At 46.3% G+C, this 22,739-nt stretch carries 15 protein-coding genes; 6 read left to right on the top strand and 9 right to left on the bottom strand.

Annotated elements, in window-relative coordinates; genetic code table 11:
• Positions 1-66 precede the first annotated feature (66 nt).
• The 4 genes from FTT75_RS02945 to FTT75_RS02930 all read right to left on the bottom strand — a co-directional run bounded on the left by FTT75_RS02945 (position 67) and on the right by FTT75_RS02930 (position 4,184).
• Positions 67-1,686, bottom strand: coding sequence for an AarF/ABC1/UbiB kinase family protein (locus tag FTT75_RS02945; RefSeq protein ID WP_180185891.1), 1,620 nt, complete (start codon positions 1,684-1,686; stop codon positions 67-69).
• Positions 1,687-1,698: 12 nt separating this feature from the next.
• A complete protein-coding gene (locus FTT75_RS02940) occupies positions 1,699-2,376 on the bottom strand; it encodes an SCP2 domain-containing protein (RefSeq protein WP_180078722.1) in 678 nt (225 codons plus the stop codon).
• Between the two features lie 12 nt (positions 2,377-2,388).
• The gene (gene ubiE / locus FTT75_RS02935) at positions 2,389-3,333 is read right to left on the bottom strand and encodes a bifunctional demethylmenaquinone methyltransferase/2-methoxy-6-polyprenyl-1,4-benzoquinol methylase UbiE (protein WP_005095322.1); all 945 of its coding nucleotides are present in this window, start codon (positions 3,331-3,333) and stop codon (positions 2,389-2,391) included.
• A 146-nt stretch (positions 3,334-3,479) separates the two neighbouring features.
• Positions 3,480-4,184: a hypothetical protein gene (locus FTT75_RS02930; protein ID WP_180185890.1), complete on the bottom strand. Its 705-nt coding sequence runs from the start codon at positions 4,182-4,184 to the stop codon at positions 3,480-3,482.
• 205 nt (positions 4,185-4,389) lie between these two features.
• Between FTT75_RS02930 and FTT75_RS02925 the strand changes: the two genes are divergently transcribed.
• Positions 4,390-5,808, top strand: a complete 1,419-nt coding sequence (locus FTT75_RS02925; protein ID WP_180185898.1) for a phosphate--AMP phosphotransferase — start codon at positions 4,390-4,392, stop codon at positions 5,806-5,808.
• Positions 5,809-5,861: 53 nt separating this feature from the next.
• Here FTT75_RS02925 and FTT75_RS02920 read toward each other — a convergent pair whose 3' ends face one another.
• Positions 5,862-6,362, bottom strand: coding sequence for a hypothetical protein (locus FTT75_RS02920; protein ID WP_005095328.1), 501 nt, complete (start codon positions 6,360-6,362; stop codon positions 5,862-5,864).
• A gap of 175 nt (positions 6,363-6,537) precedes the next feature.
• Between FTT75_RS02920 and FTT75_RS02915 the strand changes: the two genes are divergently transcribed.
• The 5 genes from FTT75_RS02915 (at position 6,538) to pnp (ending at position 19,738) form a co-directional block, all read left to right on the top strand.
• The gene (locus FTT75_RS02915) at positions 6,538-10,242 is read left to right on the top strand and encodes an exodeoxyribonuclease V subunit gamma (protein ID WP_180185889.1); all 3,705 of its coding nucleotides are present in this window, start codon (positions 6,538-6,540) and stop codon (positions 10,240-10,242) included.
• Positions 10,243-10,246: 4 nt separating this feature from the next.
• Positions 10,247-14,371 carry a UvrD-helicase domain-containing protein gene (locus FTT75_RS02910; protein ID WP_180185888.1) on the top strand — a complete coding sequence of 1,375 codons (4,125 nt, stop codon included), beginning with the start codon at positions 10,247-10,249 and terminating at the stop codon, positions 14,369-14,371.
• Positions 14,372-14,442: 71 nt separating this feature from the next.
• Positions 14,443-16,224 (top strand): exodeoxyribonuclease V subunit alpha, encoded by a 1,782-nt coding sequence (recD, locus tag FTT75_RS02905; RefSeq protein WP_373686570.1) that lies wholly within the window; start codon positions 14,443-14,445, stop codon positions 16,222-16,224.
• An 897-nt stretch (positions 16,225-17,121) separates the two neighbouring features.
• Entirely contained in the window at positions 17,122-17,391 is a 270-nt protein-coding gene (rpsO, locus tag FTT75_RS02900; protein WP_004637724.1) for a 30S ribosomal protein S15, read from the top strand.
• 259 nt (positions 17,392-17,650) lie between these two features.
• A complete protein-coding gene (gene pnp, locus FTT75_RS02895; protein WP_171063368.1) occupies positions 17,651-19,738 on the top strand; it encodes a polyribonucleotide nucleotidyltransferase in 2,088 nt (695 codons plus the stop codon).
• Positions 19,739-19,934: 196 nt separating this feature from the next.
• Here pnp and FTT75_RS02890 read toward each other — a convergent pair whose 3' ends face one another.
• The 4 genes from FTT75_RS02890 to FTT75_RS02875 form a co-directional block, all read right to left on the bottom strand.
• A complete protein-coding gene (locus FTT75_RS02890) occupies positions 19,935-20,198 on the bottom strand; it encodes a YdcH family protein (protein ID WP_005095339.1) in 264 nt (87 codons plus the stop codon).
• A gap of 88 nt (positions 20,199-20,286) precedes the next feature.
• Positions 20,287-20,619 carry a chaperone modulator CbpM gene (locus FTT75_RS02885; protein ID WP_074383946.1) on the bottom strand — a complete coding sequence of 111 codons (333 nt, stop codon included), beginning with the start codon at positions 20,617-20,619 and terminating at the stop codon, positions 20,287-20,289.
• Between the two features lie 446 nt (positions 20,620-21,065).
• Entirely contained in the window at positions 21,066-21,527 is a 462-nt protein-coding gene (locus FTT75_RS02880; RefSeq protein WP_005095344.1) for a DUF2147 domain-containing protein, read from the bottom strand.
• 323 nt (positions 21,528-21,850) lie between these two features.
• A complete protein-coding gene (locus tag FTT75_RS02875; protein ID WP_005095347.1) occupies positions 21,851-22,726 on the bottom strand; it encodes an Hsp33 family molecular chaperone HslO in 876 nt (291 codons plus the stop codon).
• Positions 22,727-22,739: the final 13 nt, after the last annotated feature.

Below are 22,739 nucleotides of genomic sequence, written 5' to 3'. Positions count from 1 at the left end.
ATTCTTGTTTTATTTTTTCAATAATTTAAGCATAAAAAAGCCTGACGAATCAGGCTATTTAAAAAATTATTTCGCAATTCGCCAGACGGCAAGAACACTCGCTAGCACAATCAGAAGCACCGACACAAACCATGGTGAAATAATCGCAATCGACAGCAGAATGGCCATGATACTGCCAAACATCCAGCTACGTTTTTGCTGAAGTTCCATTTGCAGGCGCATGCTTTGCAGTTCATTGAGCTGTTTGGCATGCCAGGCTGACTGGTTTTTCAGACCGTTCAGGCTATCAATCATCAAGGTTGGTAGATCCTGTGCCCCTAATAGCAAATCCGGAATTTTTTGTCCCAGTTCTTTCAGGTTTTTCTGCGGATTCATTTGTGCCTTGATCCAGTCGGTCAGGATCGGTTTGGCCAGACTCCAGATATCCAGTTCCGGATACAGGTCGGTTCCCAAGCCTTCGACATGCACTAGTGTTTTGAGTAGCAGCATCAGTTGCGGTGGAATTTCCAGATGGAAACGACGGGCAATGTCCATCACTTCAATCAAAATACCGGCAAAATCCAGCTCATGCATTGGTTTAGAGACCATCGGCCCGACACTGCGGCGCATTTCACGAGCCAAAGCATCCTGATCGGTACCCGGTGGAATCCAGCCAGCTTGATGCACCACCTGAATCAGTTGCATGAAGTCGCTGTTCATGACCGCCAGCAGCATGCGTGCTACGGTCATCTGGTCGTGTTTGGACAGCTCACCCATAATCGCGCAGTCCAGCGCAATAAAGCGCGGATTGCTCGGATTGATGGTTTCGACAAAGACATTGCCCGGATGCATGTCGGCATGGAAAAAGTTATCGCGAAAGACCTGGGTAAAGAAGATGGTCAGGCCTTTACGCGCCAGATCGGCACGATCCATGCCGAGTCGGTCAAAGGTCGCGATATCTGAAATCGGTACTCCGGTAATGCGCTCAGCCACCAGCACATCTTTGCTGTCCATATACACTTCCGGCACGTACATCATGCTCGAGCCGGTAAAGTGGTGGCGCATGCGGCGGGTATTGTCCGCTTCCAGGGTCAGGTCCAGCTCATTTAAAATGATCTGGCGGTAATCCTGAATAATTTCCGACAGATGTAAGGCACGCGCGGCTTCGAGACGTTTTTCCAGAAATTGACCGAGCCATTGCAGAATTTCAAAGTCCTGCAAAATCTGTTGACGAATATTCGGACGGGTGACTTTGACCACGACTTCCCGGCCATCATGTAAGGCAGCGGTATGTACCTGTGCAATCGAGGCTGCTGCGAGTGGTTGCACATCAAAACGGGCAAACAGGGTATTCACATCGGCTTTGAGCGATTGCTGAATGCGCATCTTGGCCACATCATTGTCAAATGGCTTGACCCGGTCTTGTAACAAGACCAGTTGCTGTAATACTTCAGGTGGAATCAGGTCGCGACGGGTCGATAGAAGCTGTCCGAGCTTAATCGCCAAAGGCCCCATTTCTTCTAAAGCCAGTTTCAGCTTTAGCGGATTTTTACGCTCACGACTGGACCAGGCAGCCGGATGCATCCGGATGAGGGACAGCACATGCCGGGATTTTTCTGGTAATTCTTCCGCAGGAAACAACGTGTCGAGTCGATAGTGCGCGGCGATGCGCCAAAGTTCGAGTAAACGTGAAACATGCGGAATCATAAAGCGGCGTACCTAGTCTTGAGTAGAGTTGTTTGGGGTGTCGATCTGGGTCTGAAGCTGCTGGATTTTCGCTTCAACCCGGTCTAAATTTTGATTCAGGATACGGGTGTCCTGATTCAGGTCATCCATTTGCCAGCGTGGCGCAAACAGACCGCTGTCTTCTTTTAAGGCATCTTCAGCAAAGAACAGCTGGCTTTGCAGGGTGCGTTTCAACTGTTGGGGGAGTCGCTGTAATTTACCAATTTCATGTGCCAGTGCCGGGCCAATCCAGGGACTTAAGTGCGCTGCCAGATCCAGCTCAGCCTGTTGCATGATGCGCTGGATTTCCTGCAATAACTTGTAGTCACCTTGCAATGGAATATTACCGACTTCATCGGACAGCAACAGCTTGAGTAATTCCACCACATTGCTGACCTGTAAGGTTGCAGTCGCTTCGGTGACTGTAGATGAGCCAGCATCAAATGGACGCTGTTCAAAGATTGAAGATGCTTCACTATGACCAGTCGCGGTCGGCTCCAGACGAAGCTTGTCTTTATCAAAAAACACATCGACCGAAAGCTGCGGCGAAGCAATCACCACCCGCAGCATTTTACCAGACAAAGCATTTAGCTGGATGCGGGTAATCGCATCCAGATCAATCACATGGTGAATCACGCGTTCAACAGCACCGAGTGCCAGAATTGACCACATAGGGAGTGAACCTTAAAGTTTAAAACCGCGGTGAACTGCAACAATCCCGCCAGTCAGGTTGTGATAGTCACAATTCTGGAAGCCGGCATTTTCCATCATGCCTTTTAAGGTGCGCTGGTCTGGATGCATACGAATCGATTCAGCCAGATATTTATAGCTTTCAGAATCATTGGCAATGATTTTACCCATGATTGGCAAGGCTGTGAATGAGTACAGATCGTAAAGCTTAGAGAATGGCTCAAACACCGGTTTAGAGAATTCCAGCACCAGTAAACGACCACCTGGCTTGAGTACGCGATACATCGATGCAAGTGCGGCATCTTTATCAGTCACGTTACGCAGACCGAAAGAAATCGTCAAAAGATCAAAACTGTTGTCTGCAAATGGTTCTAAGGTTTCAGCATTGGCCAGTACGAAATCGACATTGGTACAGCCGGCATCGATCAGACGGTCACGACCGACATTCAGCATCGATTCGTTAATATCAGACAGCACCACATGACCGGTCGGGCCCACTTCACGGCTAAACACTTTGGCCAGGTCACCGGTACCGCCGGCAATATCCAGCACCTGCTGGCCACGGCGTACACCGGACATATTGATTGCAAAACGTTTCCACAGACGGTGAATCCCGAAAGACATCAGGTCATTCATGATGTCGTATTTGCTGGCCACCGAATGGAACACTTCAGCCACTTTCTGGGCCTTTTCTTCGCTGTTTACGGTTTGATAACCAAAATGTGTGGTTGAACCCACGTTGCCGGTATTGGCACCGCGTGGCAGGTTATATTTCGGCACCGAGCCTGTGACTGGCGTATCAGTCAGGCGTTGTTCGAGGGATTGTTGCTGACCTTGCGGCGTACCTTGTGGAAGAGGTTCAGTTAAGAATGGGCTCACTTTGTCTGTCTGTTGTGCCGACTCAGGGGTAGGGGTAGGCGTTGTATTTTCATTCGACATTGGAGTCACTCCTAACATATCAATCGGGTTAATCTTGCATTGTCTGCATCATGACAGATTCTAAAGGCTTATTCAGCAATCATGATGCAATTGTTATGAATAATATACAGAAAAATGTGCGCTTGGCAGAAATACTGCACTACTATTTATTGAAATGGCAACGCATCGCCAGAGTGCACTTTATCAATAATCTGGCGTTCGGTTGCGGTAAATTCACGGACAAATTTTTCTGCCGATTTCAGCGGCTTCATGGCCAGGAAACCATCCTGCATAAACGCATACATCACCTGAAAGTTATATTTATTGGCCGCGCCTTTACACATCTTGAAGGCCGCATAGACCACAAAGGAGCGCATGTATTTATCCAGACTCATACCGAGCTGATCCAGCAAGGCCAGTTGTTTTAACCGTGCCTGACCCTGATCCAGTTTGAGATAGGTCAGGCGCATCATCTCATCGGTCAGTGTTTCATGCGGATGATAATCCTGTAATAACTGAATCGCGACCTGCTCATCCAGCTGTACCGCCAGAATCGCCAGTTCTACACCCAATATCCCGGTTTTGATGGCATTTTCAGGAATCACTTTTTCTGCTTTATGGGCATATTTCATCAGCCGGGCAATCTGTGCTGCCAGTGCATCAAATTCGGCACCACCATAGAGACGGTTCAGGAAATATTCGGCCATCAACTGATTGGGTTTTTCCGCAAAATGCGCGCGATGAGTTCGCTGCATGCGAACTTTCTGCCAGGCCTGTACATCCTGTAAACGGCTCAGAATATCCGGTTGGGTATGATAGCTCAGCTGATAATAATGCGCTAACAGATCATCGAGAACGGCAAGTTTGGACATGAGATTTCAATTATAGTTTGAGAATGCAAGAATCTTAGAGGCTGCCGGGCAATCCTGCTATGACAAATTGAACAGAGATCGGGCATTTGTCTGTCAATGTGTTGTTTAAATAGCCAATTTAATCGTGTGAAAAACGTTGCCAGAGCTATTTTTGCGCCAAAACTCATCGTTATACTGCAAACAGAATAAAACATCAGGGTTGAAGATACGCATGGAACAACCACAATTTCAGTTAATGGATGAAGATCAGTTATCGGTCGAGCTGATTGATGCTCAATATGATTTAAAAAAAACACGTGGTCAGAAAAATGCCAAAAGCCTGTTGATTCTGGTCAACGGGATTGAGCTGGCCGGTAAGGGTGAAGCGGTCAAGCAGCTGCGTGAATGGGTCGATCCGCGCTATTTGCGCGTGAAAGCGGATGCACCGCAAGTGGCCGGGCCTAAACAGACTTTGTGGCAGCCTTATGCGCGGTTTATTCCGGCCGAAGGACAGATCATGGTCTTGTTTGGCAACTGGTACAGCGACCTGCTGAGCAGCGCCATGCAAGCTTCAGATCCGATCACTAATACACAGTTCAATCATTATCTGCAAGAGATGCAAGCCTTTGAACAGGACCTGAAAAATAATCATGTCGATGTGGTCAAGGTCTGGTTTGACCTGTCCTGGAAAGCCCTGCAAAAACGGCTGGATGCCATGGATCCGAGTGAAGCGCACTGGCATCAGCTGCATGGTCTGGACTGGCGCAACAGAAAACAGTACGACACCTTGCAGCGCTTGCGTCAGCATTTTACCGAAGACTGGTTCATTATTGAGGGTGAGGATGAGCAGCAGCGTGACCAGCAATTTGCCCAGCATATTCTGGGTGCTCTCAAGCATTGCCCTAATCATCCGGCCAGAGCCAGTGGACGATGGAAACAGGCCAAGATTCCCGAACTGTTAAAACATCCTGCCGAAACTCGAGCCAAGGCAGAGGATTACAAGCCGGAGCTGAAAAAATTAACAGCTAAGGTAGCCAAGGCGATGCGGTCCGATCCGCGGAATGTGGTGATTCTGTTTGAGGGCATGGATGCTGCTGGAAAGGGCGGCGCGATCAAGCGCATTGTGAAAAAACTGGATCCGCGTGAATATGAAATTCATACCATTGCCGCACCAGAAAAATATGAGCTGAGCCGTCCCTATTTATGGCGCTTCTGGACCAAACTGCAAAGCGATGATGATATCTGTATTTTTGACCGTTCCTGGTATGGGCGGGTGCTGGTAGAGCGGATAGAAGGTTTTGCCAGTGCCGCAGAATGGCAACGTGCGTATGCGGAAATTAACCGTTTTGAGCAAAGTCTGGTCAAGCATCAAACCGTGGTGATCAAACTGTGGCTGGCCATTTCCAAAGATGAACAGGCCGCACGTTTCAAGGCACGCGAAGATACACCGCATAAGCGTTTTAAAATTACTGAGGATGACTGGCGTAACCGGGAACGTTGGGAGGATTATCTGAAAGCGGCAGCCGACATGTTTGAACGTAGCTCGACCGATTATGCACCTTGGCATATCATTGCGACCGATGATAAAAATACCGCACGGGTCGAGGTGTTAAAGGCCATTTTAAGACAGCTTCAGGCAGAATAATCTGCCTGAAGTAGCACGGGCTCAGCCGTTTAAAATATTGAGCTCAAATGTGCTTAACCTTGAGCGACCTGTTTTTGCTGGATATTTTTAGCCGCACGGTAGCATTCCTCGACATGGGCTTCGGCAATTTTTTTCATGACAAAATAGCCCAGACTGGCGGCAATCAATTGACCACCCAAGGGAATGAATTTTGTCACTTGCTTTGTGATCACTTTCGCTGCAACATTGTTCAAAGATTTTTTGACAGCAGTTCGTGCGACCACCAGACCAGAAAATTCTACGCCGCGTTTACGCAGCTCATTCCAGTGCACCTGACGAGTTTTGGGATCATAGACACTGATCTGATCAGGCGCCAGTCCGAAGCGGGCATTGATCTCGGGAATCAATTGCGACAAGATGCCGATATCAATGACGACATCCATAAACGGCACTGGAATAATGGCGGCACCCGCAGAATAGTAGGCACGTTTTTTGGTGAGTTCCAGGCACTCGGCACGAATTTGTTCCAAATCTAAGCTTGGATCGATACGTTCAGGAATTTTATCTAATTTCATGGGCACTACCTAAGCTCTATGTTGTTTTTTTCTATGCAAGCATCATTAAGATGCTTTTTTCAAAGAAATTTTTCGACTGAAGTGTGGTTTTAAAGTGTCATACAGCGCTCGAGATGTATAGTAACTAATCTTTATCATTTTGTAGTAAAACTAGTTCAGCAGTTCAGGGGAAACGATGGCAATCCATGTTATTCAGAGTCAACGCATTGATGTGCTTTTGGATAGTATGCTGCGTATTGTCAATCAAACTGCCCGGCATCCGTTTGAAGTGTTACAGCCCCGGCATTTTATTGTGCCGTCTCCGGCCGTAGAAAGCTGGTTGACTCAAAAAATTGCCGAGAAGAAAGGCATCAGTGCCAATAGCCAGTTCCATCACCGGATTCGTGCGTTTCAGTGGACGTCTTATCAGTGGGTGCTGAATGCGCCTAAAGAAGTCGAACAGGTTCGAGAAGCCAATATTCCGCGTATTATCATCAAATGGCGCGTGTTTCAGGCACTGCGCAAATGTATTCTGCCAGAACAGATTCCCTTAGACGTCGATCATCCGCTGTATTCAATTGTAAAGCGGATTTACGACAGTGCCGACCGGCTGGAGCAGGGCACGGAAAAACAGCTGAAAAAACAGAGCATGCTGTACTGGGTGGCCGAGCAGGTATCGCGCCTGTTCAGCCATTATATGGATTATCGCGGTTATTGTGCACGTAACTGTCCACCGCAAAGCTGCAGCTGCCCGACCAACTGGCTAGAGGCCTGGGGACAGGATATTGTGCTGGATATCGAGCAGATGATCTATAGTCCCAAAGATGAAAATGGCCATGAAATACAGGTGGCCGATTTCGTCAAAATTCAGGCGCGTGAACTGGAAGCCTGGCAACGCTGGTTGTGGCAGCATGTATTTCAGGAGGATTATGCCAAAATTCTGGAAATTGAGCGGCTGTATTGGGAACGGCTGGAAAATGCAGAAACCCGCGCCCACGCTCTGAAACGACTGCCGGCCCAGATAGTGGTGTTTAGCCTGCTGGAACTGCCACCGAGCCAGCTGGATTTTTTACGCCGTCTAGGGCAATACATAGATATTTATATCTTTCACTTTAACCCCTCGCAGGAATACTGGGCCGACAGTGTCGATCCGGACTGGAAAGCCAAATTTGATCTGCAACGGGAAGAGCGCTTTATTCAGCGCTTTGAAAAAACTCGCCAACGTAAACCGAATGATGCTGAACTGAAAGAATTTCGAATCAAGCAGCTCAATTTTAATGCCGAAGATCGTGAATCGCGGCATCCGCTGTTGACCCGCTTTGGCAAGCAGGCGCGGGATCATTTCTCTTTACTCTCCAAACTGGCTTCTGGAGAAGAAGGTCTCTGGGCCGATGTTTTTGTCGATGACTATCAGGACAAGCTGCTGGCAAAAATCCAGTCAGATATTTTATATTTACTCGAACCTGAACAGCATCAATATGCTTTAAATCCGGCCGATGATTCGGTGCAGATTCATGTCTGTCATTCCTCGTTGCGTCAGCTGGAAGTACTCAAAGAACAGGTTATTCACTGGCTGGCACAAGGTACGGAACAGCAGCCACGGCAACCGAGCGACATTCTGGTGCTGAGTCCGAATCTGAAAGAACTGGAACCGGCGATTCGCAGTGTCTTTGCCCCGCCGCCACGTGAGCGTGAGATCGGCAGCCAACGGTTGCAGAAAGATAACCTGTATTTACCGATCCAGATTGCCGGGGTATCGCGTCTGGATGTTAGCAATGCCTGGCGCGCGGTACTGGGCCGGATCCAGTGGGTACGTCGCCGTTTCAGTATTGAGGACTTTGCCGACTGGCTCAGCCTGAATGCCACCCAGCAACGTTATGCTTTGGACTATAGTCAGGTAGAACGGATGTTGCAGTTGCTGACGGAGGCTGGCTTCAAGCGCGGTCTGGACCAGCAGCATTTACAGCAAAGCCTGAGCGCAGGCGATGATGATTACCGTTTTAGTTTTAAATTCGCGCTAGACCGTCTGGCTTTGGGCCTGGCCATTCCTGAACATACAATGTTTGAGGATACCTTGAGTTATGCCAAGGTTCTGACCAGTGATTTCCCGTTGATTTCGACCCTGATCCAGATTTATCAGGATCTGGTGCAGCGCCGTGACTGGCTGACTTTGCATGAGACCGGACAGCGCACACCGGTGAAAACCTGGCTGGAATATTTGCGCGCCGATCTGAATGAATTTCGTGATGCCGGGGTGGAATCGCTCAAAACTGTGGCCGAGATTATCGACAAGCAGATGCGGATGCTGACCCTGGCCGATTATCATGAGCAGGATGATTCACATGCCAGTCAGGAGCTGGTGGCACTGAGTTTGCCTTTGCCTTATGTGCTGGAAGAAATTCAGAATACGCTAGAAATGCAGCTGGATCAGGCTGAACCAACCGGACAGATCACTTTTAGCCAGATTGGCCAGATCCGGCCGCTCCCTTATCAGCTGGTGGTGATGCTGAATCTGGATAGTGGTAAGTTTCCGAGCCGGAATCAGCAGGTGCCGTTTGATTTGATGCGCAGCCTGAAGCCGCAACTCGGTGATCGTTCGCGTCTGGATGATGAGCAGGGTGCTTTTCTGGATGCCTTGCTATTGGCGCAGGATAATTTATGGCTGTTTTATAATGGCTTTGATCTGGACGATGGCGAGGCTCGCGATCCATCCACTGCCTTGCAGGAACTGATTCAGCATATCGCATTCATCTGTCAGTCGGAACAGCCGGATGCCGAAGTCGATCCTGTGGTGGAAATCAATGGTCTGTCAGTGGCTAAACATATCCAGCAGCTTTATCATGTACATCCCTTGCAGCCTTTTGATCCGGCCGGATTTGCAGGTGCGCAAACACCACGTTATCGGGATCAGTGGTTTGCGGTGGCAGAATATATCCGCAGCGCCGAAGGCAAGCGCAGCAGCTGGATCAATGCGCATTATCCGGCAGTTGAACAAAAAGAACTGCGGGTGCTGAAAGGCGATGAGTGGATTCGGGACATGATTTTCCCGGCACGTTTATTTCTGAAAAGTGTCGGAATTTCCACAATTCGCTATGCAGATTTGCCGAGTTCCCGTGAGCCCTTGTTATTAAACAAGCTGGAACAATATCAGGTGCGGGATTTTCTATTACAACAAGATCAGCAGATTGAGCCGAGTTTGATGCTAGACCGTTTGCCAGTAGGCAAAACCCAGCAAGCCACCTGGCTCAGCAGTCAGCAGGAACAGCAGTTGTTGCAAGAACGTTTGCTACAGCTCGGCAAAGAACTGACGCCGGTGACCCAGCAATCCTTGCAATTTAGTCCTGAACTGATCATTCATATCAGCGTACCACAAGCCTCGCACAGCAGTTACTGGTTAAGTCTGCAATCCTCTTCGGCCTCGGAAAAACGCCGTGCCCAGATCTGGCTGGAATATCTGTTATGGCTGGCTTACTTAAATGATGATGCACGCTCACCAGAACTGGAACGTATTGTGATTTTCAGTAATAAGACCCTGAAATTTTCCGGCTTGAGTTCGAGTAAAGCGCGAGAATATTTACAGTTCTGGTTCAAAGCCTGGGAAATTGGTCAACAGCAGCCGCTGGTGTTGCCAGCGGAATTGTTGATGAAAAAAGAGTGGCAGTGGGCCGAAAATGAACAGGGCAAAATGACCATTGTGGAAATGCCGGAACTGCTAAAAGCCTGGAATAATAGCTATGAAAGTGCCAAGCCTTTGGCTTCGGATGAATCCAGCCTGTTGCATCAGGACTGGCAGTTTATTTTGCAGGATCAGGACCCGGATCTGGCCTTGCAGCGCTGCTGTCATGATTTCGCCCATGCTCTGTATGCGCCGATTCACCAACATCTGGAATGGGTGAAATAGCAATATGACCGTGTTAAAGCAGCAGATGCAAAAAGCCATTTCTACCAATCCGATTCAGGACATGACGTTCCGGGGCTTACACTGGATTGAGGCCTCGGCAGGTACCGGCAAGACCTATACTTTATCCAGTTTGATGGTGCGGATTTTTCTGGATCAGTATTATCCGCATCAGGTGATTGCAACCACCTTCACCCGCAAGGCAACGGCCGAACTGAAAAACCGGGTACGGCTGCGGGTCGAAGAAACTTTGGCCTATATCCAGCGTCATCAGCAGCTCAATTCTGTGGAAATTGCAGCGAAGATTCAGAGCGAAACTGATCCTTTATTTCAGCAGGTGTTGAAAGATTATGGTACACGGATGGACTATGCCCGTCGCCGTTTGCGTCTGGTACTGACCCAGCTGGATGAACTGTTTGTCGGGACGCTGGACAGCTTTAGCCAGAAACTTTTACGTGAATTTGCCTTTGAAAGTGGCAAGATTGAACGTGCTGAACTGACCGAAGATCAGGATTTATATATCCAGCAACTGATTCATGATGTGCTGCGTGACTGGATTCAGCAGCAGCCACAATATATGGTCAATCATTTGTATGTGCAGAATCTGCTGAAACCGGTCGAGCATTATACCGGGCTGGTTCGGGATGCTCTGAATTTTAGCAAGCAGCAATTCCAGAAGGTCGAGCCGGCTGAATGTGATCTAGGTAAATTAGAAGCCTGTATTACCCAATTATTGAATATTCATGAGCATGATCTCGAAGTCATGCGGCGCTATTGTCAGGAAAGTCCAAAGTATTTTCACAAGAGTTTTTTGACCAAGTTAACCGACGTTTGTGAAAACTTTATGACCTGGAGCGCAGCCCTAAAAACTCAGGGTGGCATGAGTTTCTTCGATGCAGAATTGCAACCGATTTTACTGAATCTGTGCCATTTACGCCGTAAAAAAACTGATTTCCAGCCGACCACTCAGGTTTTTAACAAGAGCTGTCCGGAGGCGGAGCAGCAGCTGATTTTGCAACACAGCCTGATTGTGGCAATTGATGCACTGTGTGAGGTCAAACAGGATCTGGATGAGCAGTTGAAGCAGCTCACGACCTATCTGGAATTTCATATTATTCAAAGTGTGCAAACTCGTTTGCCGCAAACCCTGCAACAGCAGGGTGAAACGACTTTTTCCCAGCAAATCCGCACACTGGCAGAAGCACTGCAAGGACAACAAGGCCAGCGCTTTGCCCAGTTTGTACAGGCACGTTATCCGCTGATTCTGGTGGATGAATTTCAGGACACCAATCAGGATCAGGATGACCTGCTGGCCAAGATCTGGCGGGGTGCCAGCCGGGTGCAGTCCGGCTGCATGATTATGGTCGGCGATCCGAAACAGGCGATTTATGGTTTCCGTGGCGGCGACATGCTGACCTATAACAAGGCACATGCTGACGTGCGGCAAAAGCAGGGCCGCGAATATACCCTGATGCAGAACCATCGTTCGGTCAAAGCGCTGGTCGAAGTGGTCGATGCTTTATTTCAACGCCAGATGGATTTTGGTGAACAGGTGCAGTACACCCTGATTCAGGCCGGGAGTCGGCCGCATCCGGATCTCATCGATAGCGCTGTCTGCAATCCGCAGCCCTTACGCTGGATTCAGTTGGGTGAGTCGGATGTAGAAGCCGATCAGGTGACCTGGAAAATCCGTGCACTCCTCAATCAGTCTGCTCAACAGCAGTTATATTTTCAGCAGCAGAACAGTATTCAAAGCCTGAAAGCCGATGATATTGCAGTGCTGGGGTTTGGACATTTTGCCCTTGAGCAGGTCAAGCAGCGCCTACAGCGTATGGGTATTCCTTGTTATAAAGAGTCCAAACAAAGTGTTTTTGCCAGTGCTATTGCGCAGGATGTCGCGGCCGTCTTGACTGCAATCATGGATCCTTTTAATGAATCCAAGGTCAAACGTGCCTTACTGACCCGCCTGCTGGGCTTCAACCTGAAAAAACTGATTGAGTTACAGGCGCAGAGTGAAGGGCTCAGTCGCTATATTGCCGATCTGGATGCAATTCGGGAAATGTGGTTCGAAAAAGGTTTTCTCACGGCATGGAATTATGCCTTAAACCTGTTTCAGGTCTGGACTCATCTGGTGGCCAGTCAAAGTCTGGATAATGAACGGGTGGTTGTGAATTTGCGTCATCTGACCGAAATTCTGAGCCAGCAAAGTGAATATTATCAGGGTGCCCAAAAACTCTATCACTGGTATTTGCGTCAGTTACAGTCCCCTTCAGGCAAAGACAGTGAAAAAGAACGCAAGCTGTCTGGTGATCATGGGGTACAGCTGATGACCATCCATGCCTCTAAAGGGCTGGAATTTAAAGTGGTATTTTTACTGGGCGCAGATGCTGCTTTTGATGTGAATAAAGGCAATTTGAACTTTTCATTAAGTGGCACACTGTCTGAAAGTATTTTAGAACAATCCCGGGTGATTGCGGTCAATCATAAGAATTTGCACGAGCAGGCGATTTTACAGAATGCAGCGCGTAATGCAGCGGAAAATCACCGGCTTTGGTATGTGGCGCTGACCCGTGCCAGTCATCGGATATATGCCATGTTGCAAGACCACGCTTCACAATCCGATTCGGGCTTGGCGTTCTGGCGTGGGCAGGGCGATGCCATCTTCGAACATGCTTTAACTCTGGTCGAGCAGCCGCTGTCTCAGGAACCGGCACGTCTGGTCGAGCAGTCACACCATCATAAGATCGACATGCTGGCGCAACCTTTGCCAGAGCGACAGTTCTATCCACGCACCAAAACCAGTTTTACCGCATTGTCGCAACACCAGTCACATGCGCCAGTTTTGCAGGATGACCTGGTCATGGCTTCTGAACAGCTCGATAGTGCTGCCGATGAAATTCATTTTACTGGTCTGGAAGAACAGCCAGCAGCCGTACCCTTAAACTGGATTAGGCTGAATTTTCCTAAAGGCACCGTAGCCGGAACTTTCTTGCACAGCATTTTTGAACATATTGATTTTCAGGACAGCAGTTACTGGAATCTGGAAATCCGGCGCCGTTTTAAAAATACCGCACCGCAAATCTGGCAGGAACTGAAAGAAAAATTTGAACAGGCTTTTCATATACGTAGTGTACTGGAGCAGGTCTTTTCCCTACATTATCAGGCCGCTGTAGTGAATCTGCGAACCCTGTTTCAGGCCACAGCTCAGGCAGATTTCAAAGCCGAGGAATTGCGTCATAGTATGCAGCGCGTATTGTCCAGCCTGAACTATAAGTTATTGACTGGAATTCGCCTGCATGACCAAAGCAAAGCTTATCGCCAGCAATGGCAGCAGCTGTTTCACTCGGCACAACAGCTCGAGCGTTCGGCTCTGCTGGAATTTTTAGGTCAGTTTCAGGTGTATTTCGATGGGCTGGAGGATGACGCCTTTATCCAGTTTTTTGAACAGGAAATGGCCCAGCTCACACGCTCTGCAAGCACTGAATCGCTGAATGTGGACAGTATTTTCCAGACTGCTTTTGAGGGATTGCTGGACGAGATCACGGAAGATATTTTGCTGAACCTGATGCATGACTGGGTATATGACATTCTAGCCACTCCGATCCAGGCAGATTTTGCGTTGGCACAGCTGGAGGCTAAACAGTATCTGTCAGAATTTCCTTTTTATCTGTCCTTGACCGATGCCCCTTTGCAGATTCGGCAAATCCATCAGCTTTTTCTCGAACATGACATGGTCATGAGCGATTTTAATGAGGCCAAATCGGCGCGATATCTGACCGGTTCCATCGATCTGGTGTATTTCGATGGTCAGCGCTACCATATTGCCGATTATAAAAGTAACTTCCTCGGGCCGGATCAGCAGCACTATAGTGCTGAGGCGATTCAGCAGAATATGAGCCAGTCCAGTTACTGGTTGCAGGCTGCTTTGTATTTGGTGGCGCTGCATCGGTACTTGAGTGCCAATATGCAGACTTATTCGATTCAGCAGCACTTGGGCGGCGCAACCTATCTGTATTTGCGCGGGATGAATGGACAGGCGCAGCAAGGAGCCTATCATTGGCAACCGGACTCTGAATTCATAGAAAGACTGGATCAAATATTGGGCTATTGTGAGCAGAAAAAATCAGCATGATTTTGCGATTTTATAAAATATGTATAGATTAAACATGAAATTATCCTGTGGATAACTTTGAGGATAACTGTGTGGAAAATGAGCAGAATCACGTGTCACAGCAACATTCCGATTTAATGGCCTGGATTGACTATCTGTGTCAGCCTCCATTCAGTACAGCTGCATTTGATCCGGCAGCAAAATTATTGATCGAGCAACTGCTGGAAGCGATGCAGGCGGGAGATAGCTGTATCGAAGTTAATCCTCAGCAGGTTGCCTTACTGCATAATCTGGTTCTAGACCGCCATCAGCAGAGTGCAGGAATTGCACCATTTATTTGTGCAGATCAGCATTTATATCTGTACCGCTACTGGCAACTGGAACAGGCAGTGGCTACACAGTTGGTACGGATCAAGTCACAAACGGTGACTCCGGTGAATTTAAGCGAGCATAATCGCAATCTTCTCTCAGATCCACAGCAGAAACTGGCACTGGAAATGGTTGCGCAGCAGGCGCTGAATATTATTACCGGTGGGCCTGGAACAGGTAAAACCTATACCTTGGCGCATATTATTGCTGTACTGTATGAAGCCTTGCCGCATATACGGATCGCTATGGCAGCACCTACCGGAAAGGCCGCGCAGCGAATGAAAGAAGCACTGCAAAAAGCCTTGCATAGTGAAGCGTTGCAACAGTTTGAGCTAGAAGCATTAAAACAGTTACAACCGGTGACCCTGCATCGCTTACTAGGTCTGGGTACTCGCGGACAGCCACGCTTTCATGCCAAACAGCCTTTGCCCTATGATGTGATCGTGGTCGATGAAGCCTCGATGCTGGATTTGAATCTGTCCCAGATGTTGCTGGCCGCCGTACCGTCTCATGCACGTCTGATTTTACTTGGCGATGCAGACCAGTTGGCTTCTGTGGATGTCGGCACCGTTCTGGCAGATCTGCAACAGGTTGCGACTTTGCAGGATAATCGGGTCAACTTAATTACCACACGACGTTTTAAAGCAGGGGCCAAGATTGGGGCAATGGCTGATTTTATTCAGCAGCAGCATGAAGCTGCCAGTGTCCTGCAAAAATTTGAGCAGCAGATTGTCACTGCCAGTGAATTACAAGCCATCGCCTTGGATCAGGTTGAGATTGACCAGATCCAGTTGCAATATTTAGCGCCTAGTGCTGAACAGACGGCCACTACATTGAATCAATATTATGACCAGTTGATGTATGGTTATCAGGCCTATACACAGGTTGTCAAAAATAAGCAAGGCTTAGATAATTTCGAGCAATATGTACAACAGGTGGTGAGATCATTTGATGATTACCGTATTTTAACTGCGATTCGTTCTGGTGATCTGGGCTTATTCAAAATCAATCTACAGATTGAACAACGCTTTTTAGCAGCTCAAGGTCAACTGAAGCAGGGTGACTGGTATGTCGGGCGGCCGGTCATGATGACCTATAACGATTATCAACTGGGTTTATCCAATGGTGATATTGGCATCTGTTTTTTACGTGAGCAGTCTGGTCAGTGCCAGTTTGAAGTCTATTTTCCGAGTCTGGAAAAATGGGTCTTAGCCACCCGTTTGCCAAAGAGTATAGAAACCGCTTTTGCACTGACCATTCACAAATCTCAAGGTTCAGAATTTGCACATACCGCAGTGGTGCTGGATCAATATGCGCAAAATCTATTAAGTAAAGAGTTGATTTATACTGCAATTACCCGTGCTAAAAAAGTGGTCAGTTTATTGGTAGATTGTGACGCTTTTACACAAGCCTTATGCGTACGAACCACACGTAAAAGTGGTTTAAGTCAAAAAATACTTGAACAATCTACTAGTTTATTGGCAAAAAATAATCAGATCTTGTAGGTAAAAGCTTACACGGATTCAAGAAATTGCCGCATAGAGCTTTTAATCAGTTTTTGAGAAGATTGGTCATACAAAATAACTCAACACGGAAAGTTGAGCATAATCGCATAATGATAAAAAGAATGTCAGTAGACAGCGAACTTACAGTGAGGTAAGTAAAAAGAGGAAACTTACAGCCGCTAAGCCTTGTAGTTTTGGGAGAGACTACAAGGCTTTTTTATATTTAATTAATTTATATTTCAAAATACTAGATATTTACCTTAATTCTAAAGTTGGATATTGTTGTGGAATGGCTGGATTTAAGCGAATTAGGTTAAATAAAGTGGTATTAATGTAATATTATGCAACTTTTAGGCTAGTTATTGTACGAAATAGCTTACAGCAAGATACGCTAAATGCCTCTACTTGTCTTTGTAGAATATGGCAAAATCTACCACACAAGGAAGGTGATTTTTCAACAGGATGTTTGAAAATAATAACAAGCGTAAAACGCTATAAAAAACACAATAAATAATAATGATAAGAGAAAGAACTACAGCGCCAAAAAGCCCGACTAAACTCGGGCTTTTTTTTATCCATTTTTTATTCAGACAGACGACGGTACATAAAACAATAGAAAAAGCGTTCTAATTGCTTAGGTCGATTTCTCTATTTAAGTGGTCTAGACGATCTCGCTTAAAACAGTACAGATCTTGAATAACTCAGGATCAATGGACAACAGCTTCGCTTTAAATAAATCACCGATTGAAAACATTTAAAAGTGCTGATCTATTTTTGCAATTTGGCGCATTTTCCCTTAAAATATACAACTTGCTGTAGTGATGCACGGCAGTCAAAGTTTTGAATTCTCATTACATTGATTTTTATCAAAATATATAAGCATCTCGGAGAAATCGAATGGCTTTAACTAACGCAGATCGCGCAGAGATCATTGCTAAATTCGCACGCGCTGAAAACGATACTGGTTCACCAGAAGTTCAAGTAGCTCTTTTGACTGCTCAAATCAATGACTTACAAGGTCACTTCAAAGAGCACAAACACGACCACCATAGCCGTCGCGGTCTAATCCGTATGGTTAACCAACGTCGTAAGCTGCTTGACTACCTAAATGGTAAAGACCACGGTCGTTATGTAGCATTGATCGGTGCTTTAGGTTTACGTCGTTAATTCGATTTAAACTTTATTTTCGGGTTATTGCATGCTTTGTGCTTTATTGCTGAAAACTAAAGTCGGTTTAGCTTTTGGCTAGGCCAGTGGAAGGGGCGAATGTTTCGCTCCTTCTTTGTGTTTAAAAATAGTATTTAATCTGGTGAGGTCGGCTTCTAAGCTTTGTCATTTGTTCGTCTATATGGTCGTGAATGCCAAACCTTAGGGGTCTCCACTAGAATAATTGTTCACAAGAACTAGGAAAAAATAAAACATGTCGATGTTTAATATTATTCGTAAAGAATTCCAATTCGGTCAACACAACGTGATTCTTGAAACAGGTCGCGTTGCACGTCAAGCAAACACTGTTGTGATCACCATGGGCGGCGTACAGGTTCTTGTTGCTGTTGTAGCGCAACCTAAAGCAAAAGCCGGTCAAGACTTCTTCCCATTGACTGTTAACTACCAAGAAAAGCAATATGCTGCAGGCCGTATCCCGGGTGGTTATGGTAAGCGTGAAGGCCGTCAGTCTGAAGCTGAAACTTTAATTTCACGTCTGATCGACCGTCCAATTCGTCCATTGTTCCCAGAAGGTTACTTCAACGAAATTCAAGTGACTGCGACAGTAATTTCATCTGACAAAACCATGGATGCTGACATTGCTGCAATGCTGGGTACTTCTGCTGCATTGTCGATTGCAGGTACGCCTTTCCGTGGTCCAATCGGCGGCGCGCGCGTTGGTTTGATCAACGGTGAATACATCCTGAACCCGAACCACGAACAGTTAAAAGAGTCTGATCTTGATCTGGTTGTTGCAGGTACTGAAGCTGCAGTATTGATGGTTGAATCTGAAGCGAAAGAACTTTCAGAAGACCAAATGCTGGGCGCTGTATTGTTCGGTCATGACGAAATGCAAATCGCGATTCAAGCGATCAAAGAATTTGCTGCAGCAGCTGGCGCAGTGGAGTCAACTTGGGTTGCTCCAAGCAAAAATGAAGCGCTTCTTGGTCAATTAAAAGATGCATTCGAAGCGAAAATCTCTGAAGCCTACACAATTGCTGTGAAACAAGACCGTTATGCGGCGCTTGATGCACTTCACGCAGAAGCGGTTGCTCAGTTCGTTCCTGAAGAAGATGAAACAGGTATTGCTGACGAAGTAAACGAACTCTTCGAAGATCTTAAATACCGCACGGTTCGTGACAACATCTTGTCTGGTAAGCCACGTATTGATGGTCGTGATACTAAAACTGTTCGTGCAATCGATGTACAAGTGGGCGTATTAGGTCGTGCTCATGGTTCTGCATTGTTCACACGTGGTGAAACTCAGGCATTGGTTACAACAACTTTGGGTAATACCCGTGATGCGTTGATGGTTGATACCCTTGCAGGTACTAAAACTGACAACTTCATGCTTCACTACAACTTCCCTGCATACTCTGTAGGTGAAACGGGTCGTGAATCTGGTCCTAAGCGTCGTGAAATCGGTCACGGTCGTCTAGCACGTCGTGGTGTTCAAGCAGTTCTTCCTGCAGCTGACCGCTTCCCGTACGTGATCCGTATCGTATCTGACATCACAGAATCGAACGGTTCATCTTCAATGGCTTCTGTATGTGGTGCTTCTCTATCACTTATGGATGCAGGTGTTCCACTTAAAGCACCAGTTGCGGGTATTGCAATGGGTCTAGTAAAAGAAGGCGAGCGTTTCGCAGTTCTTTCTGACATCCTGGGTGATGAAGATCATCTTGGCGACATGGACTTTAAAGTCGCAGGTTCTGCAAACGGTATTACTGCACTGCAAATGGACATCAAGATCGAAGGGATTACTGAAGAGATCATGGAGTCTGCATTGAACCAGGCTTATGCCGGTCGTATGCACATTCTTAATGAGATGAACCAAGTAATTTCACGCGCTCGTCCTGAAATTTCGATGCATGCACCAACATTCCAAGTGATCAACATCAACCCGGACAAAATCCGTGATGTAATCGGTAAAGGCGGCGCGACGATTCGTGCGATTACTGAAGAAACGAAAGCTGCAATCGATATTGAAGATAACGGTACAGTTCGCGTATTCGGTGAAACTAAAGCGGCAGCCGCTGCTGCAGTTGCTAAAATTCAAGCATTAACTGCTGAAATCGAACCAGGTACAATTTACGTGGGTAAAGTGATTCGTATCGTTGAATTCGGTGCGTTCGTAAATATTCTTCCGGGTACTGATGGCTTACTTCATATCTCTCAAATCTCGAACGAACGCATTGCGAACGTTGCAGATGTATTGAAAGAAGGTCAAGAAGTGAAGGTACAGGTTGCAGACGTTGACAACCGTGGCCGTATCAAATTGACCATGAAAGACATCGAACAAGTTTAATCTACTGAATATTCCCATGAGTTAGCTCATGGGAATGAAATATCAAAGCCCTGAGCTTGATCAAAGTGCTTACTTTGGCTGTTCAGGGCTTTTTTTATGCTTCGGAAAATCTCCGCACATCTGGCCAAAATGTTTGAATCGCCCACAGGCTGTCAACGATTGTCGCACGATCTGAGTCTGTATTAAGCAGTTGATCTTAGGTCAGGGGATCGGCTTCAGAACTTTTTAGCAGACGATAAATTTCATCTTTCAATTTTAGCTTTTTACGCTTGATCGCTTCAATATCATTGTTGATATGATTGACCGGGTCGAGTTCAAGCTGACTAATTTTCCTGTCCAGCTCATTATGTTCCTCAAACAATTTGGCAAAGTATGGATTTTCCTCGCGAAGTTGTACAATCAAGTCGCGGTATTCGGGAAACATGTATTTCATTTTTTTATTACAATCTTTGGTTTTCATAGCGCTTTTTATACTCTAATCATCAAATTAAAAATAAATATGCCCTGATCTGCAGCGAAAGATGCAGATAGACAGAGCATCAAAGGACTTACTTAAAATGCAAATGTTTGACCTCGCGGCGTAACTCCTGCACTTCATCGATGAGGTCCAGCATCATCGCGACTGCGGTAAATGACGCATCAAAATCGCGTTGCAGGCGATAGGCGCGTTGTGCACGCGAAATATCCTCACCGAGGAAAGTGCTGGCTGGCGTGATAGGAGAACGATCGGGCAGAATTCCATGTTCAATCAATTGCATGACCCATTCCGGGCTTTGTCCGCATGCTTCTGCGAAGTGGATGAGGTCAAATGAGTGATCGTCCATAATTTCTGACGGGGTATAGTCCTGTGAAAAGCTTTCTTGGTACTGAATTGTAGTCATGGCTCTACTCCTTAAACAGCCAAGTGTGCAAAATTGAGAGAATGAAAAGGTGCTGAAGTAAAACGCTTTCTATTCTTCGGATATGCAGACTCAAATGATCACGAGAAAAAAATCGGTATGTTTCGGTATTCAATGCCTCAGGAACGCGCGAATAAGAGAAGGTGAAAGTGAACGCTGTTTTTATAGTTTTATGTTTTATTGACCGAGTGTGTTCAAACACTTTCCTGTGTTGAATATACGCTGCCCTATGAGGACGGCAAAGCAGACCTGATGACAGAATTGAACAAGGCTGAAGATTGATCATCATAAATGGATAAAAAATAACCGTCTTCGATCCATTATTATGACTTTAGCTGCGCCAAAACAGTTTTTATTTGTACCTTATTGTTTCAAATCATGACAAAGAAAAAGCCCCTGATACAGAGGCTTTGAAAATCTTTCTGAAATTAATGTTTTATCCAGGTTACACTGCGGCCAATTACTGAGACACCGACATAACCACGCAAGGTTAGACGTTTGCCATTGGCGCTTAGGCGTGCTTTGCCTTTGTAAATTTTGCCACTGATCGGATCAAGCACTTTGCCGTCATGGTATTCACGTGGCTTTTTCGGATCTGCTTTAAAATCCCAGATAAACGGCAGGCCTATAAACGGTTTGTCTTTGAGCTGACCTGGACATTTATGACAGATGCCCATTTTCTCTGCGCCAGGCAAGCTACGTGTTGCGACAATTATTCCTTCATAGCTACCATCCGCTTTCTTACGAACTTCTACATCCGCACGAGAATAGCCTGATTGATCATCAATGGTTTTCCATTTACCCACTAATGGATCTTCATAGGCAAAGGCCAAGCTAGAAACCGCAGCCAAACTTATCCCCATCACTAGAGTGTTCAATAATTTTTTCATAACATACCTGTTAAATTTGATACTGTATTCATTTTAGAATTATTACTCTAATTTATTTTAAAAGCATAATTAAATCAATACTATAAAATGTGATTGTATTCTCATAATTTTTTTAAAACGATGATTATTTGGTCTTTGTTAATGTGAATAGTCTTATAATTTAAATGGGATTTTGAGGTGGGGTTTATCTGAGGATCTGATTCAGTGAATAGGCAGGTTTTCTACTGGAGGTAAATATGCTCTGTTGAGCTTCGTCATGTAAATTTTAAAACATAAAAAAGCACTCCTGAGGAATGCTTTTTTAAACTCATGCTTAGCACCGTTTAGCTTAGATGTTCACCACATAGACCTAAGGCCTCTTCGGCTGTAAAGGTATATTGGCTATTACAGAACTGACAATCCATTTTGATCGGATTCTGGAATTCCAGTGTTTCACGTATTGATTCTACGCCAATCTGTTGTAAGGCCACTGCACAGCGCTCTTTAGAGCAGGTACAGCCAAATTTCAAGGCTTCAGTTTCTGGTAAGCGCACCTCTTCCTCATTATATAAACGGTAAAGAATGTCAGTGGCTTGCAGGCCGATTAGTTCTTCAGTTTTCAAGGTTTCAGTGAGCATGGTCAGACGCGGCCATAAATCTTCATCAACACGGCGCTGTTCTTCTTCACTATTCCGTGGCAATAGCTGAATCAGTAAACCACCGGCGCGCTGATGGTCGCTTGCCAGTACAATGCGCGTTGGAATCTGTGCAGACAGGTCATAATACTGCATGAGGCAGCCAGCCAGATTTTCTTTGTCCAGCGGCACAATACCTTGATAACGCTCACCAAATTCTGGTTCGATATTGATAAACAGCACTGGAGAAACCAGTGACTTTAAGATGGTGCTGCTGTCTTCACCCACCAGAAAGTGCGGATCTTCTTCATAGTCCGCCAAAGCGCGAACTTCACCCAGGTGGTTGCATTCAGCCATTGCCCATTTAAATGTGCCCGATGCCTGAATTTGCAGGCTGATACGCCCTTTAATCTTCAAGGTGCTGGCAAGCAGTGCAGTCGCAGTGAGCATTTCACCCAACAGAATCTTGACCGCAGGTGCATAGTCACGTTGCGCTAAAATGGTTTGCAAAGCTTCTTCAAGATGCACCACTTCACCACGAACAGGGCTATCTTCAATAAAAAAGCGTTGGCGTAAATCAGACATAAAATTCTCCATA

Source organism: Acinetobacter sp. YH01008 (genome assembly GCF_013420435.1).
In the GTDB taxonomy this organism is placed as follows: domain Bacteria; phylum Pseudomonadota; class Gammaproteobacteria; order Pseudomonadales; family Moraxellaceae; genus Acinetobacter; species Acinetobacter pseudolwoffii.
The sequence above is the reverse complement of the archived record's forward strand: the minus strand, read 5'-3'. Positions and strand labels throughout refer to the sequence as shown.

Coding starts and splice junctions, on each gene's coding strand:
- FTT75_RS02930 (WP_180185890.1), bottom strand. CDS start 4,184: ATGTCCAAACTTGCCGTTCTCGATGATCTGTTAGCGCATTATTATCAG.
- FTT75_RS02910 (WP_180185888.1), top strand. CDS start 10,247: ATGACCGTGTTAAAGCAGCAGATGCAAAAAGCCATTTCTACCAATCCG.
- rpsO (WP_004637724.1), top strand. CDS start 17,122: ATGGCTTTAACTAACGCAGATCGCGCAGAGATCATTGCTAAATTCGCA.
- FTT75_RS02880 (WP_005095344.1), bottom strand. CDS start 21,527: ATGAAAAAATTATTGAACACTCTAGTGATGGGGATAAGTTTGGCTGCG.
- ubiE (WP_005095322.1), bottom strand. CDS start 3,333: ATGTCGAATGAAAATACAACGCCTACCCCTACCCCTGAGTCGGCACAA.
- FTT75_RS02885 (WP_074383946.1), bottom strand. CDS start 20,619: ATGACTACAATTCAGTACCAAGAAAGCTTTTCACAGGACTATACCCCG.
- FTT75_RS02940 (WP_180078722.1), bottom strand. CDS start 2,376: ATGTGGTCAATTCTGGCACTCGGTGCTGTTGAACGCGTGATTCACCAT.
- FTT75_RS02875 (WP_005095347.1), bottom strand. CDS start 22,726: ATGTCTGATTTACGCCAACGCTTTTTTATTGAAGATAGCCCTGTTCGT.
- FTT75_RS02915 (WP_180185889.1), top strand. CDS start 6,538: ATGGCAATCCATGTTATTCAGAGTCAACGCATTGATGTGCTTTTGGAT.
- FTT75_RS02945 (WP_180185891.1), bottom strand. CDS start 1,686: ATGATTCCGCATGTTTCACGTTTACTCGAACTTTGGCGCATCGCCGCG.
- pnp (WP_171063368.1), top strand. CDS start 17,651: ATGTTTAATATTATTCGTAAAGAATTCCAATTCGGTCAACACAACGTG.
- FTT75_RS02920 (WP_005095328.1), bottom strand. CDS start 6,362: ATGAAATTAGATAAAATTCCTGAACGTATCGATCCAAGCTTAGATTTG.
- FTT75_RS02890 (WP_005095339.1), bottom strand. CDS start 20,198: ATGAAAACCAAAGATTGTAATAAAAAAATGAAATACATGTTTCCCGAA.